Genomic DNA, 13,811 nt, shown 5'->3' on the forward strand with positions numbered 1-13,811 from the left:
ATAAGAAATCAAAAAAAACGCCATTATCGTAGAGATAACGGCGCTTTTTTTAGCAGGCTTAGAGCGCGTTTATTGCGTTTTCCATACGATCCAGTGCTTTTGTTAACAGTCCACGGTTACAGCCAAAGTTAATGCGTACAAATTTAGCATTACCAAAGTCTGCGCCCGGTGATAAACCCACGCCCGCCTGCTCGAAGAACGCATGGGGATTGTCCACCGGTAGCGCTGAGGCATCAACCCACGCGAGATAGGTCGCTGCAAGGTTAACTGTAGATAGACCTTTCATCGCATTAATTCTGGCAACGAGCAGATCTCGGTTGCCGCGCAGATAGTCTAGCTGCGCATTCAACCATTCTTGGCCATCGCGATAGGCGGCTTCAGCCGCGACGTAGGCCAGAATATCCACGCTCGGGACGACGCCGGTGCGTTCGGTAATAAAACGATCGCGCAGATTTTTGTTCGGGATAATCGCTATCGTCGCACCTAAGCCTGCAATGTTGTAGGTTTTGGATGGCGCCATCAGCGTAATGCTGCGCTGTGCGGCGTCATCATTGAGTGAAGCAATTGGGACGTGCTTAACGCCGGGTTCTAGCAGTAAGTCACAATGAATTTCGTCCGAACAAATCAGAAGATTGTGGCGTTGAGCAAAGGCGAGCTGTTCTTCGAGCTCTTCTCGTGTATAGACCGTTCCGCCCGGATTATGTGGGTTACACAGCATCAGAAGTTTTTCGTTACCGGTGAGTTGCTGCTCGGCGCTCGCTAAATCCATCACCCAGCGTTGGTTATTGAGCTTGACTGGAATTTGCAACTGCTGACGATGTGCGAAACGGGATGATTTAACAAACGGCGGATAAATTGGGAACGGCGCCAGCGTATGCTGTTGTGGATCGGTAAATGCACGCACGCTTAAGTTCAAACCACATACCATACCTGGCAAAAATACCAGCCACTCAGGCTTCACATCCCATTGATATAAATCGCGCATGCGCTTGATAAATATCTGCACCAATTCTTGTGATGGGTCGCCGTAGCCAAACACGCCCTCTGCAACGCGTTTTTGAAGAGCGTCAATCACAGCGGGTGGTGAGCGGAAGTCGGTATCTGCGACCCACATCGGAATGATGTCTTTGTTCGCATATTTGTTCCATTTCTGGCTATCACTGTGACTTCTGTCGACCCATTCATCAAAATTGAATGTCATAGTATTCATCCTTTAGTAGGCTTAGTTCCTGCCCAGTAGGCAATTGCAACACGAGTGACGAAATTATCATGGTTATCATCAGCCAGTGATGTTTTTGCGTGTCTGCATAAAGAGTATTTAGCGTATCAAGAGTTCATGACCGAGAGTGAGATATATCACGGTTTTTTTCAGCCTACGCGAGAAGGCTCCTCTTTCTCAAGCATCAATGCGTCGGAATGAAAAGTTTTCACGTAACGTAGTCTGTCTTGGCGGTTTTTTGGAGGTATTTTAGTATGAAATTGGAAATTTGTTGCTTTGGGGCAGAGTGCGCCCTCACGGCGGAACGTGCCGGTGCGGATCGCATAGAACTCTGTGCCAGCCAGTTAGATGGGGGTTTAACGCCAAGTTATGGCACGTTGAAATGGGTGAGAGATAAGGTTTCTATCCCTGTGCATCCTATTATTCGTCCTCGCGGCGGAGATTTTTGTTATAGCTATACTGATTTTGAAGTGATGAAAAATGACATGGCAATGATTCGCGATATGGGGTTTCCCGGTGCGGTTGTTGGTTTGTTAGATGCGGAAGGGCATATCGATTTGCCAAGAATGCGTGAGCTGATGCAGCTGAGTGGCAATATGGCCATCACTTTCCACCGTGCATTTGATATGTGTGTAAGTCCGATGGTGGCATTGAGCCAGTTGACCGATTTAGGGATTGCGCGCATTCTGACATCGGGTCAGCAGCAGAGCGCTGAGGTCGGGCTGCCACTACTGAAAGAGCTACTGAATGCCACACAAGGTCCAGTCATTATGGCAGGTGCAGGCGTGCGCTTAACCAATCTGCACAAGTTTCAAGAGATTGGATTAACTGAGGTGCACAGCTCCGCTGGTCATATGGTGCCTTCTGAAATGCGTTATCGTAAAGCTGGCGTCACGATGTGTTCAGACAGTGAATTTGATGAATTCACCCACTATTGTGTAGATGGCGAAGTGGTTGAAGCGATGAAAACGGCGTTAAGCTTGGGTGAGCCGTTTCCACGTTCTGCATGATGCAGACGTGTGTCGTACAGTTCCAGTAGAAGTAGTACGAATTTTAGTGGAAGTTTCGCTAAACAGTATGGCCCCAACAAAAATCGTTGGGGCTTTTTTTCGCCCATTGTGGATTAAGGCTTACGGGCAACAATAACCGCGCGAATTGGTGCTGGGTAGCCTTCCACGGTTTTGCTTTGGTCGTTGGGATCGAGGAACTCTGCTAAAGACTCGCTGATCATCCAGTCAGTACGGCGTTGCTCCTCTAATGAGGTCACGCAAGAATCCACGATGCGTACATCGACAAAACCGCATTTTTCCAACCATTTAACCAGTGCTTTAGCCGATGGAATGAAATACACATTGCGCATCTGAGCATAGCGGTCACCAGGTACTAACACCTGATTTTCATCACCTTCGATGACAATGGTTTCCAGTACTAGCTCACCGTCTTTCACCAACTGATTTTTTAGCTGATATAGATGATCGAGCGGCGAACGGCGGTGGTATAAAACCCCCATGGAAAATACCGTGTCGAAGGCGGCGAGCTCTGGCAATTGCTCAATGCCTAGCGGTAATAGATGCGCGCGTTGATCGCCACCCAGCAGCTTACGTACCGCTTCAAATTGGCATAGGAACAGTTGCATAGGGTCGATACCCACGGCGAAATGTGCCCCTGCACCAATCATGCGCCATAGGTGGTATCCGCTGCCACAGCCGACGTCAAGAATAGTGCGACCTTCCAGAGGAGAAATGTGCGGTAATACACGCTCCCATTTCCAATCTGAACGCCATTCGGTATTGATGTGGATACCATATAGATCAAATGGCCCTTTGCGCCACGGCATCAGTGCGCGTAGCATTTTCTCAATCCCTTCTTTCTGACCCGGCCCCAGTTCAGGCTCTGCTTGAGCGCGAACGCCATTGAGCAAATCCAGAGAGTGTGGTGTCATTTCAGGAAGACGATCGACGGCGTTAAACCAGTCTTTAAATTTGCCATGCAACGACTCACGCTGCCATGCGGCTAGCTGTGCCGGCAGAACCTCCAGCCAGTGGCTTAAAGGACTATTTGCGATTCGTTGATAGAAATTACCAAATTCGATCATGCGACGACGTCTCCTTTTACGGCCAGCAAGGAGCCGAAGTTAAAACATTGGAACCATATTTCAGCGTGTTCAAAACCAGCCTGATTCAGTCGGCTTTTGTGTGTTTCGACCGAGTCAGTCAGCATCACATTTTCTAACATGCTGCGCTTTTGGCTGATTTCTAGCTCACTGTAGCCGTTGGCACGTTTGAAGTCGTGGTGCATGTTAAACAGCAATTCACCTAATGTTTTGTCTTCAAAGTTAAATTTCTCAGACAGCACCAAAACGCCCCCCGGCAGTAAGCCTTGATAAATTTTATTCAGTAGAGACTGGCGTTCTTCTGGGGCTAAAAACTGCAGCGTAAAATTGAGCACCACCATAGAGGCGTTCTCGATAGCAATATTTTGAATATCGGCTTCAATAACCTCAACCGGCGTTTGAGCTCGGAAGGCGTCAATATGGCGGCGGCAGCGTTCAACCATCGCGGGAGAGTTATCGACGGCGACGATCTGGCATCCTTGCGCACGAATATTACGACGCATGGAGAGCGTCGCAGCACCCAACGAGCAGCCTAAGTCATACACTTTAGTATTGGGCTGGGCAAAGCGCTCTGCCAACATTCCGATCATAGAAATAATGTTGGAATAACCCGGCACTGAGCGTTGGATCATATCGGGGAAGACTTCGGCGACGCGTTCGTCAAAAGTCCAGTCCCCAAGTTTGGCAATAGGGGCCGAGAAAAGCGTATCGCGGTCAGCGCTACCGTCGTTGCCACCTGAAGCGGCATCAAAAGTGTTATCAGAAAGTGTATCGCGGTTTGACATAAGCAAGGATGCATGCGGTTTCAACAAAGGGCGCATATTTTAGCAGATAAACGCCTGTTGCGGCTATTCCCTCGCGAATAAGAGGGTTGTGCGTGGCAGATATAGCACAAATAAGTGCGTTGACGATTGGATAAACTGGCAACAGTTAGCATGCCTAGCATGAAGTTTGGCTTGATTGCAATAGTCAGGAAGTGATACAAAGCAGCCCGCAATGTAAATAAAATAATACGATGCGCCACGGTTCAGCGTTCACACAGCGCTAATGACGCTATCGCACAGAGGAAAAAATGGGCGATCTGCAACAACAAGAAGAAACCCTGCAAAGGGGATTAAAGAATAGACATATCCAACTGATAGCACTGGGCGGTGCCGTTGGTACGGGATTATTTCTGGGTATTGCGCAAACGATCAAAATGGCGGGTCCATCCGTTTTACTCGGCTATGCTATCGGTGGTTTTATTGCTTTCCTGATCATGCGCCAACTGGGCGAAATGGTGGTTGAGGAGCCGGTCGCTGGATCATTTAGTCACTTTGCTTATAAGTACTGGGGCAGCTTTGCTGGGTTCTTAGCAGGTTGGAACTATTGGGTCATGTTTGTGCTGGTGGGAATGGCTGAGCTGACGGCGGTAGGTATTTATATCCAGTACTGGTGGCCTGATATTCCCACGTGGATGTCTGCGGCAGGGTTCTTTGTCATCATTAACATTATCAATCTGGTCAACGTGCGTGTGTACGGTGAAACCGAATTCTGGTTTGCAATCATCAAGGTTGGCGCCATTATCGGCATGATTGTCTTTGGCGCATGGATGCTAGCATCCGGCTCTGGTGGACCACAGGCCAGTATCACTAATCTGTGGACGCAGGGTGGCTTCCTCCCCAACGGCTGGCATGGGCTGATTATGGCTATGGCGGTCATTATGTTTTCATTCGGTGGGCTGGAACTGGTAGGCATTACTGCTGCTGAAGCCAGTGAACCGCGCAAAAGTATCCCTAAAGCCACAAACCAAGTCGTGTATAGAATCCTGATTTTCTATATTGGTTCGCTGACCGTTTTGTTGTCGCTTTATCCTTGGCAAAACGTTGTGCAGGGGGGAAGTCCTTTTGTGATGATCTTCCATGCATTGGATAGCAATTGGGTTGCGACCGCGCTCAATATTGTCGTGTTGACCGCCGCATTGTCTGTGTATAACAGTTGCGTCTATTCCAACAGCCGAATGCTTTTCGGTTTGGCAAAGCAGGGTAATGCGCCCGCGGTGTTGACAAAAGTTAACCGCCGAGGCGTGCCCATTCTCTCTATTGGTTTGTCCGCGCTGACGACGTCTGCGGTGGTGCTGATTAATTATCTTATGCCGGGTGAGGCGTTTGAACTATTGATGGCCTTGGTGGTTTCAACGCTGGTCATTAACTGGGTGATGATTTGTATGGCGCATCTTAAGTTTAAAGCCGCGAAGAATCAGCAAGGTGTTACGACCGCATTTAAAGCTCTGTGGTATCCGTATGGTAATTATCTCTGCCTAGCATTTTTAGCCCTGATTCTGGTGATTATGTATATGACCCCAGGTATTAGAATTTCAGTGATCCTGTTACCTATTTGGGTTGCAGTGCTGTGGGTTGGTTTTTTGCTCTCTCGTAAGAAAGCGAAGATTTAATCAAAAAGTCACATCGAAAAGGCAATCTGCGGATTGCTTTTTTTATTGGCGTCTCCGACGTGTGCGACAAAAACAAAAAAACCTCGTGGATAAACGAGGTTTTTTTGTTTTCCGCTGCGGTTGGTAGCCGCGGCGCACGTTAGTGTTCTTCAACGTGATAAATATATGATGGCAAGCAGAGCAAGTCAATTCATTGGGCATTACAACAATCTTAACTAACAGCATTAAAACAACTGGTTGCATATACAGTATTCTGGCATATAATCACTTTTGTTGAAAGGCGTAACGTGTTCTGAGCCGCAAACGGGCAACGAGTTTTAAGTCCTAGCCAATAGCGAGTGGTGTCGATTGGTGCCTTAACTCAAGGAAGCACGTTAGTGTTTTTCAACAATCCGATGGCTGATAGGCAGCGGAAAGGCAAAGCCATCGTTAGTGCTCCTTACTCGGAGAGAGCGTATGAAATTTCTTGAACTATTGACGGTTCTTGCGAAATTCATGGTTGCCGTCGTGCAACTGCTTGAAGCAGCGTTAAGGTTTGTTAGCTGATTCAAGTCGCATCTAAGGAGGAGAGGAAACTCTCCTCCTTTAACACAGACTCTTTTAAGAAAGGCATTAATCTAGCGTAAACATCTGATCCCATGGCAGGTAGAAGAGGTTGGCTAAAACCATCAATACCAGTGAGATATAGGTTGCACTCATTCCAGAACGGCGCCAGCGAATTTCACGATGGCGTAATCCATAAGAATGCATCAACCGACCCGCGATCAAAAGGATCCCACATACGTGAATCATCCAGATCAGAGAGCCATTCATCTCCATCATGACAAGCAAAATGGCTGCAATAGGAATGTACTCCACTGCGTTGCCATGAACACGTATCGCAGTCTGTAGTTCATAAAACCCGCCGTCACCGTAGGCCACACGATACTGCATACGCAGTTTGACGACGTTCAAAGACAGCTTGATCAATAACAGTGCGCCGAGCACGACATAAAGCGCGCTTACCATTTTTTAGCTCCATCGCCCAATAATTTACCGGCAGATGAATAATAGCGAGACATCGGAAAATTGTCCCTAGGAAAAATCGCTGGCGGGTACGGAGTTCGTTCGTTAAACCATCAGTTCGGTTAAACTTGTGACCTAGATTCTAGAATAACGAGGTTTGCAACGGCCAATCTGGCTGTGGTGGAAGATGCTTTATCTTTTGGCTCAGCAATGGCCAAAGTGCGCGAGCCTGCTGTGGCGCATCTGTGCAATCAGGCGTATGAATAAAAAGATAAGGAGTATGGCTATGGCTCCAATCCGCTAATTTCTTTTCCCATTGTTGCAGCCAAAGACGGTTGTCTTCTAAAACATCACCGCCAACAAAACGCACCAGTGGGTTATCAGCAGTGAGTACAGCGTGAACAGGGAGCTTGGGCTTTTTTTGTTGTGCATCGCGTACCGCGGGTGTGAGAGGTTTGGCATGATGCACCGGTCGGCTGTCTAGCAAGACTCGGTTAATTTGTCGTTCATGCAGGCCGCGGTTAAACGCACGCTCAGCTTCCCCTTTGGCAAAGAAATCAGGGTGCCGTACTTCTACGCCATAGGTGAATTCTTTGGGCAATGCATCTAAAAATTGCCACAGACGCGGTAAATGCTGAGGCGCAAAGGCGGCGGGAAGTTGTAGCCAAAGCTGACCGATGCGTGAATGTACGGGCTGTAAACTGGAGTAGAAGGCGCTAAGCTGTTCAGTGCACTGTATGAGCGCGGCCTGATGGCTGATGATCGACGGAAATTTAAAGCAGAAACGAAAATTATCATCGGTCATGTCACGCCAGCGTCTGGCAATTTCTGGCTTTGGTAGTGCGTAAAATGTGGTGTTGCCCTCGACGCAGTTAAAATATCGGCTGTAATCAGCAAGGTCGCGTAATCCAATTTTATGCCAAGCTGCATGTTGCCACTGAGGCAAACCGATATACATCATTTCTACGTTGCTCCTGAGTAGGGACTTTAAAAAATATACCATAGATGATCGCCTTGGATGAGAGCGGGCGTAATTTGTTTCTCCAAGACTTTCAAGCACATCGTGGTGTACCTATTGCCTGATAGGTTCCGTTAAGTTGTGAAGGGCAAAATATCTATTCGACGACGAATTTGTAGTATTTGATTGATTCTTATCAACTCTTATTGATTAGGATAAGCGTCAAAATGGACAGTCATGTACTATTTCGCTGTAAAAATAAACAGCTGGGCCGATAGCGCCTTAAAAGCAATAAAATGGGTGGTTTTTAATCGATGGCGAGATTCCGCGCAAAGTGCGCGCCCGCTCTTATCGCAGCGGTGAATTTCCTTTATAATAGCCGCCTTTTTTCATCAAACATGTAATCTATCACTAGCTATGCCGATCTACGAATACGCTTGTAGCGACTGCAATCATCAGTTAGAGAAATTGCAAAAAATGTCTGATGCGCCGTTGGTTGATTGTCCGGCGTGTGGAAAACCGACGCTGAAAAAACGCGTTTCTGCCGCGGGTTTCCAATTGAAGGGGACCGGATGGTATGCCACTGACTTTAAGCCAAAGTCAGTGAAGTCAGAGAATTAGAAAGCACTGAGTTAACTAGTTTAAATAGGGCTGCACAGGCAGCACCCACCCGGCCTACGTTCGGGTGCGGCATCGGTGAAGTATATAAGAAAGCCAAAGGATATCGTTATGCGTACTAATTATTGCGGGCAGTTGAATTTGTCCCATGAGGGTCAGGAAGTGACGCTTTGCGGTTGGGTACATCGCCGCCGCGATCTGGGTGGTTTAATCTTCATCGATCTGCGTGACCGTGAAGGCGTGGTACAGGTATTCTTCGATCCGGATCATCAGGAAGCGTTCCAGCAGGCTTCAGAGCTGCGTAACGAATTCTGTGTGCAAATCACGGGTACCGTGCGTGCACGTCCAGATAGCCAAAAGAATAAAGAGATGTCCACGGGTGAAGTGGAAGTGTTTGGTCACGCGCTGACTATCATCAACCGTTCAGAACCTTTACCGTTGGATTTCAACCAGACTAACAGTGAAGAAAATCGCCTAAAATATCGTTACCTCGACCTGCGTCGTCCAGAAATGGCACAGCGTCTGAAAACGCGCGCGCGCATCACTGCGTTTGTGCGTCGTTTCATGGATAACCACGGTTTCCTTGACATCGAAACGCCGATGCTGACCAAGGCAACGCCTGAAGGTGCGCGCGACTACTTGGTTCCAAGCCGTGTGCATAAAGGTAAGTTCTACGCATTGCCGCAGTCTCCACAGTTGTTCAAACAGCTGCTGATGATGTCTGGTTTCGATCGCTACTATCAGATCGTTAAGTGCTTCCGCGATGAAGACCTGCGTGCTGACCGTCAGCCTGAATTTACTCAGATCGATGTGGAAACTTCCTTCATGAGCGCAGAACAAGTGCGTGAAGTGATGGAAGAACTGGCTCGCTCTTTATGGCAGGAAATCAAGGGTGTTGATCTGGGCAAATTCCCAGTGATGACGTTTGCTGAAGCGATGCGTCGTTATGGTTCCGACAAACCCGATCTGCGTAACCCACTGGAACTGGTGGACGTTGCCGATCTGGTTAAAGACGTTGATTTCAAAGTCTTCTCCGGTCCAGCGAATGATCCTAAAGGCCGAGTCATTGCGCTGCGCGTACCCGGTGGTGCACATCTGACGCGTAAAATCATTGATGAATACGGTCAGTTCGTCAGCATCTATGGTGCTAAAGGTTTAGCATGGATGAAGGTCAATGACCGTGCTGCGGGAATGCAAGGAGTTCAAAGCCCAATTGCCAAATTCCTGAACGCTGATGTTTTAGAATCTATTTTGGAACGTACCGGTGCGCAAAGTGAAGACATTCTGTTCTTTGGTGCCGACACGAGCAAAATCGCTACCGATGCGATGGGCGCGTTGCGTCTGAAGGTGGGGCGCGAACTGAAGCTGACTAACGAAGATAGCTGGGCTCCGCTGTGGGTTATCGACTTCCCTATGTTTGAAGACGACGGTGAAGGTGGATTGGCTGCGATGCACCATCCATTCACTGCGCCACGCGATATCTCCCCAGCCGAGCTGAAGGCTCATCCCGTCGGCGCAATTGCTAACGCATACGACATGGTCATGAACGGCTATGAAGTAGGCGGTGGCTCTGTGCGTATCCATAACGGCGAAATGCAGGAAACCGTATTTGGTATTCTTGGGATCACTGAACAGGAACAGCGCGATAAGTTTGGCTTCCTGTTGGACGCGCTGAAATACGGTACTCCACCACATGCAGGTCTAGCCTTTGGTCTGGATCGTCTGGTGATGTTGTTGACCGGTACCGATAACATCCGCGATGTTATTGCGTTCCCTAAAACAACGGCAGCGGCTGATCCTCTGACCGATGCCCCAAGTTTTGCAAATCCTGCGTCATTGCAGGAACTCTCTATCTCTGTGGTTGCCAAAAAGGACAGCGCAGACGAAGCAGAGAAAGCCTAATGGCATATAAGCGTCCTGAGTCGATTCTGGTGGTCATTTATGCTCGCCAGAGTGGTCGGGTGCTGATGTTACAGCGGCGCGACGATCCTGATTTTTGGCAGTCGGTTACCGGCAGTCTGGAAGAGGGCGAATCTGCGCCGCACGCCGCACAGCGTGAAGTAAAGGAAGAAGTGGGTATTGATATTACAGGTGAAAACCTGTTATTGACGGACTGTCAGCACTGTGTGGAGTTTGAGTTATTTGCGCATTTACGCCATCGCTATGCACCCGGTGTGACTCGCAATTTGGAGCACTGGTTCTGTCTGGCGCTGCCGTCGGAGCGAGAGATCCCGCTGACGGAACATCTGGCTTATCAATGGCTAGACGTTGAGCAGGCTGCCCAGCTCACCAAGTCGTGGAGCAACCGGCAGGCGATTGAAGAACTCGTTCATTGATTAAGTGCCTGTGTGGCAAATCGTTTAAGAGGTTAACTTTTGGCGTTTGCCACTATTCATCCTAACAGGCGTAAAGTTTGTCATTTTTAAAGCCCTACGGCTTTTACCGGAGAAACATATGGCAGGTCATAGTAAGTGGGCCAACACGAAACACCGTAAAGCCGCGCAGGATTCTAAGCGCGGTAAAATCTTCACCAAAATTATTCGCGAGCTGGTTACTGCTGCGAAATTAGGCGGTGGTGATCCGGGTGCGAACCCACGTCTGCGCGCGGCTATCGATAAAGCGCTGTCCAACAACATGACCCGCGATACGTTGAACCGTGCAATCGCGCGTGGTGTAGGCGGTGATGATGATACCAACATGGAAACCATCATCTATGAAGGATATGGTCCTGGTGGTTCTGCGATCATGGTTGAGTGCCTGAGTGATAACCGCAACCGTACCGTAGCTGAAGTGCGTCATGCTTTCACGAAAACGGGGGGCAATCTGGGAACTGATGGTTCTGTTTCTTACCTGTTCACCAAGAAAGGCGTTATTTCCTATGCACCGGGTCTGGACGAAGATACCGTGATGGATGCGGCGTTGGAAGCGGGTGCTGATGACGTAGTGACCTATGATGACGGCGCTATCGACGTCTTCACCCCATGGGAAACTTTTGGCGAAGTGAAAGATGCGTTAGATGCTGCCGGTCTGGTTGCTGAGTCCGCTGAAGTTTCTATGATACCTTCCACTAAGGCGGAAATGGATGCAGAAACAGCACCTAAGCTGATGCGTCTGATCGATATGCTGGAAGATTGTGACGATGTGCAGGAAGTTTATCACAACGGTGAAGTTTCCGACGAGGTTGCGGCTACTCTGGAATGAGTATCATCCTCGGGATTGACCCCGGCTCACGGATCACGGGATATGGTGTGATCCGTCAGGTGGGGCGAAAGCTCGAATATCTCGGCAGCGGGTGCATTCGCACCTCTGTCGATGATTTACCCACTCGCCTGAAGCTGGTGTATGCCGGCGTTAGTGAGATCATCACCCAGTTCCAGCCAGATATTTTTGCTATTGAACAAGTTTTTATGGCGAAGAATGCGGACTCGGCCTTAAAGCTAGGTCAGGCTCGTGGTGCGGCCATTGTGGCTGCCGTCAACGTTGATTTGCCCGTATTCGAATATGCTGCGCGGCAGATCAAGCAGACGGTCGTTGGAACCGGCGCTGCGGAAAAGGCGCAGGTTCAGCATATGGTGCGTTCACTGCTGAAACTCTCTGCGAATCCACAGGCGGATGCCGCTGATGCGTTGGCTGTGGCGATCACGCATTGCCATGTTAGCCAGAACGCATTACGCGCGAGTCCGACTCGGTTGAATCTTGCTCGTGGGCGTTTAAAGTAAATCAGATCGAACTATAATAGGCTGGATATTCATCCAGCCTTTTTTATGGTATAAGCTGTAGGTCATAATGAAAAAGTTTACTATTTAAGAGGAATTGCGCGTGATAGGTCGTCTCAGAGGAATTATTCTGGAAAAACAGCCGCCAGAAGTGCTGCTGGAAGCCAACGGCGTAGGCTATGAAGTCCACATGCCGATGACCTGTTTTTATGAGCTTCCCGAACTAGGACAGGAAGTTATTATCTTCACTCATTTTGTGGTGCGTGAAGATGCGCAGTTGCTGTACGGTTTTAATAATAAACAAGAGCGCGCGCTGTTTCGCGAGCTAATTAAAGTCAATGGTGTAGGGCCAAAACTGGCGCTGGCAATTTTATCAGGCATGTCTGCCCAGCAATTTGTTACGGCGATTGAACGCGAAGAAGTGAGCACGCTGGTCAAACTTCCCGGCGTGGGTAAGAAAACGGCCGAACGTCTCGTGGTGGAAATGAAAGATCGCTTTAAAGGACTCACCGGTGATTTGTTCAATAATCATAGTGATTTGCCGGTACCAGCAGCGAAAAAACCTGCCAGCGAAATTGATGCTGAAGGGGAGGCGGTGTCCGCGCTGATTGCTCTTGGTTATAAACCGCAGGAAGCAAGCCGGATGATAAGCAAAATTGCCAAACCAGATGCAGACAGTGAAACGTTAATTCGTGATGCACTGCGCGCGGCGCTGTAATCGCCAATGAGGTAAATGAAGGATGATTGAAGCTGACCGTCTGATTACTGCGGAAGTGCAGAGCGAAGAAGAGATTATCGATCGTGCTATCCGTCCTAAAAGCCTATCTGAATATGTCGGGCAGCCACAGGTGCGTGGTCAGATGGAGATTTTCATCAAAGCGGCCAAGCTGCGTGGTGATGCGCTCGATCACTTGCTGATTTTCGGCCCGCCGGGATTGGGCAAAACGACATTGGCAAATATTGTCGCGAATGAAATGGGCGTGAATTTGCGTACCACATCTGGACCCGTGCTAGAGAAGGCGGGTGACTTAGCGGCTATGCTGACGAATCTTGAACCACATGATGTGCTGTTTATTGACGAAATTCATCGTTTGTCTCCGGTGGTTGAAGAGATTCTCTACCCAGCGATGGAAGACTATCAGCTTGATATCATGATTGGCGAAGGTCCAGCCGCAAGGTCTATCAAGATTGATTTGCCTCCCTTTACGCTGGTGGGCGCAACGACCCGAGCGGGTTCTCTGACTTCACCGTTACGCGATCGATTTGGTATTGTTCAGCGTCTTGAGTTTTATCAGGTGGCTGATTTACAGCATATCGTGGGTCGCAGTGCTCAATGCTTAGGATTGTCACTGACAGAAGAAGGCGCACACGAGGTGGCTCGTCGTTCACGTGGTACACCGCGTATTGCTAACCGTCTGCTGCGCCGCGTGCGAGATTATGCAGAGGTCTGTGCCGACGGCAACATTGACGCGGATGTGGCAACGCAAGCGCTGAATATGTTGGATGTTGATGCCGAAGGCTTCGACTACATGGACCGAAAACTGCTGCTGGCGGTGATTGATAAGTTTATGGGTGGACCCGTTGGACTTGATAACCTTGCAGCTGCTATCGGCGAAGAGCGAGAAACTATCGAGGACGTATTGGAACCCTATCTCATTCAGCAGGGATTTTTGCAGCGTACGCCGCGAGGGCGTATGGCAACCAATCATGCCTACAAACATTTTGGTATGACGCGCGAAGAGCCATAA

At 49.0% G+C, this 13,811-nt stretch carries 14 protein-coding genes; 9 read left to right on the forward strand and 5 right to left on the reverse strand.

The window, feature by feature from the left end; translation table 11 throughout:
- Window positions 1-58 precede the first annotated feature (58 nt).
- The gene (locus tag K9N75_RS10350) at window positions 59-1,201 is read right to left on the reverse strand and encodes a MalY/PatB family protein (RefSeq protein ID WP_008813292.1); all 1,143 of its coding nucleotides are present in this window, start codon (window positions 1,199-1,201) and stop codon (window positions 59-61) included.
- A gap of 272 nt (window positions 1,202-1,473) precedes the next feature.
- On the opposite strand from K9N75_RS10350, the gene cutC reads away from it, so the two are divergent.
- The gene (cutC, locus tag K9N75_RS10355; protein ID WP_004090284.1) at window positions 1,474-2,229 is read left to right on the forward strand and encodes a copper homeostasis protein CutC; all 756 of its coding nucleotides are present in this window, start codon (window positions 1,474-1,476) and stop codon (window positions 2,227-2,229) included.
- 113 nt (window positions 2,230-2,342) lie between these two features.
- Here cutC and cmoB read toward each other — a convergent pair whose 3' ends face one another.
- Together cmoB and cmoA are read right to left on the reverse strand one after the other, a co-directional pair.
- On the reverse strand, window positions 2,343-3,314 hold the full coding sequence (cmoB, locus tag K9N75_RS10360) for a tRNA 5-methoxyuridine(34)/uridine 5-oxyacetic acid(34) synthase CmoB (RefSeq protein ID WP_008813294.1): 972 nt from the start codon (window positions 3,312-3,314) through the stop codon (window positions 2,343-2,345).
- Complete coding sequence (gene cmoA / locus K9N75_RS10365) at window positions 3,311-4,153, reverse strand: carboxy-S-adenosyl-L-methionine synthase CmoA (protein ID WP_371419401.1); 843 nt, start codon at window positions 4,151-4,153, stop codon at window positions 3,311-3,313. The genes cmoB and cmoA overlap by 4 nt, the downstream gene beginning before the upstream one ends.
- Window positions 4,154-4,404: 251 nt before the next feature.
- On the opposite strand from cmoA, the gene K9N75_RS10370 reads away from it, so the two are divergent.
- A complete protein-coding gene (locus K9N75_RS10370) occupies window positions 4,405-5,766 on the forward strand; it encodes an amino acid permease (RefSeq protein WP_008813296.1) in 1,362 nt (453 codons plus the stop codon).
- Window positions 5,767-6,378: 612 nt separating this feature from the next.
- Here the strand turns inward: K9N75_RS10370 and K9N75_RS10375 are convergent.
- Window positions 6,379-6,774 (reverse strand): MAPEG family protein, encoded by a 396-nt coding sequence (locus K9N75_RS10375; protein WP_008813297.1) that lies wholly within the window; start codon window positions 6,772-6,774, stop codon window positions 6,379-6,381.
- 139 nt (window positions 6,775-6,913) lie between these two features.
- On the reverse strand, window positions 6,914-7,732 hold the full coding sequence (locus K9N75_RS10380) for a DUF72 domain-containing protein (RefSeq protein WP_039187696.1): 819 nt from the start codon (window positions 7,730-7,732) through the stop codon (window positions 6,914-6,916).
- Between the two features lie 414 nt (window positions 7,733-8,146).
- Here K9N75_RS10380 and K9N75_RS10385 point away from each other — a divergent pair, with 414 nt between their 5' ends.
- The 7 genes from K9N75_RS10385 (at window position 8,147) to ruvB (ending at window position 13,811) form a co-directional block, all read left to right on the forward strand.
- The gene (locus tag K9N75_RS10385; RefSeq protein WP_004090264.1) at window positions 8,147-8,350 is read left to right on the forward strand and encodes an FmdB family zinc ribbon protein; all 204 of its coding nucleotides are present in this window, start codon (window positions 8,147-8,149) and stop codon (window positions 8,348-8,350) included.
- Window positions 8,351-8,458: 108 nt separating this feature from the next.
- Entirely contained in the window at window positions 8,459-10,249 is a 1,791-nt protein-coding gene (aspS, locus tag K9N75_RS10390) for an aspartate--tRNA ligase (protein WP_224452557.1), read from the forward strand.
- Window positions 10,249-10,683 (forward strand): dihydroneopterin triphosphate diphosphatase, encoded by a 435-nt coding sequence (gene nudB / locus K9N75_RS10395; RefSeq protein ID WP_008813300.1) that lies wholly within the window; start codon window positions 10,249-10,251, stop codon window positions 10,681-10,683. The genes aspS and nudB overlap by 1 nt, the downstream gene beginning before the upstream one ends.
- A 118-nt stretch (window positions 10,684-10,801) precedes the next feature.
- A complete protein-coding gene (locus K9N75_RS10400) occupies window positions 10,802-11,548 on the forward strand; it encodes a YebC/PmpR family DNA-binding transcriptional regulator (protein WP_008813301.1) in 747 nt (248 codons plus the stop codon).
- A complete protein-coding gene (ruvC, locus tag K9N75_RS10405; RefSeq protein ID WP_008813302.1) occupies window positions 11,545-12,066 on the forward strand; it encodes a crossover junction endodeoxyribonuclease RuvC in 522 nt (173 codons plus the stop codon). Before K9N75_RS10400 ends, ruvC begins: the two co-directional genes overlap by 4 nt.
- A 100-nt stretch (window positions 12,067-12,166) precedes the next feature.
- Complete coding sequence (gene ruvA, locus K9N75_RS10410; protein WP_008813303.1) at window positions 12,167-12,781, forward strand: Holliday junction branch migration protein RuvA; 615 nt, start codon at window positions 12,167-12,169, stop codon at window positions 12,779-12,781.
- Window positions 12,782-12,803: 22 nt separating this feature from the next.
- Window positions 12,804-13,811, forward strand: a complete 1,008-nt coding sequence (gene ruvB / locus K9N75_RS10415) for a Holliday junction branch migration DNA helicase RuvB (protein WP_008813304.1) — start codon at window positions 12,804-12,806, stop codon at window positions 13,809-13,811.

The organism is Hafnia paralvei, from assembly GCF_020150375.1.
Taxonomy (GTDB): Bacteria; Pseudomonadota; Gammaproteobacteria; order Enterobacterales; family Enterobacteriaceae; genus Hafnia; species Hafnia paralvei.

Excerpts from the sequence above, each read along its gene's own strand:
- K9N75_RS10400 (WP_008813301.1), top strand. The coding sequence starts at position 10,802 with ATGGCAGGTCATAGTAAGTGGGCCAACACGAAACACCGTAAAGCCGCG.
- K9N75_RS10375 (WP_008813297.1), bottom strand. The coding sequence starts at position 6,774 with ATGGTAAGCGCGCTTTATGTCGTGCTCGGCGCACTGTTATTGATCAAG.
- aspS (WP_224452557.1), top strand. The coding sequence starts at position 8,459 with ATGCGTACTAATTATTGCGGGCAGTTGAATTTGTCCCATGAGGGTCAG.
- nudB (WP_008813300.1), top strand. The coding sequence starts at position 10,249 with ATGGCATATAAGCGTCCTGAGTCGATTCTGGTGGTCATTTATGCTCGC.
- ruvC (WP_008813302.1), top strand. The coding sequence starts at position 11,545 with ATGAGTATCATCCTCGGGATTGACCCCGGCTCACGGATCACGGGATAT.
- cutC (WP_004090284.1), top strand. The coding sequence starts at position 1,474 with ATGAAATTGGAAATTTGTTGCTTTGGGGCAGAGTGCGCCCTCACGGCG.
- cmoA (WP_371419401.1), bottom strand. The coding sequence starts at position 4,153 with ATGCGCCCTTTGTTGAAACCGCATGCATCCTTGCTTATGTCAAACCGC.
- ruvB (WP_008813304.1), top strand. The coding sequence starts at position 12,804 with ATGATTGAAGCTGACCGTCTGATTACTGCGGAAGTGCAGAGCGAAGAA.
- K9N75_RS10350 (WP_008813292.1), bottom strand. The coding sequence starts at position 1,201 with ATGACATTCAATTTTGATGAATGGGTCGACAGAAGTCACAGTGATAGC.
- K9N75_RS10370 (WP_008813296.1), top strand. The coding sequence starts at position 4,405 with ATGGGCGATCTGCAACAACAAGAAGAAACCCTGCAAAGGGGATTAAAG.
- cmoB (WP_008813294.1), bottom strand. The coding sequence starts at position 3,314 with ATGATCGAATTTGGTAATTTCTATCAACGAATCGCAAATAGTCCTTTA.
- K9N75_RS10385 (WP_004090264.1), top strand. The coding sequence starts at position 8,147 with ATGCCGATCTACGAATACGCTTGTAGCGACTGCAATCATCAGTTAGAG.
- K9N75_RS10380 (WP_039187696.1), bottom strand. The coding sequence starts at position 7,732 with ATGATGTATATCGGTTTGCCTCAGTGGCAACATGCAGCTTGGCATAAA.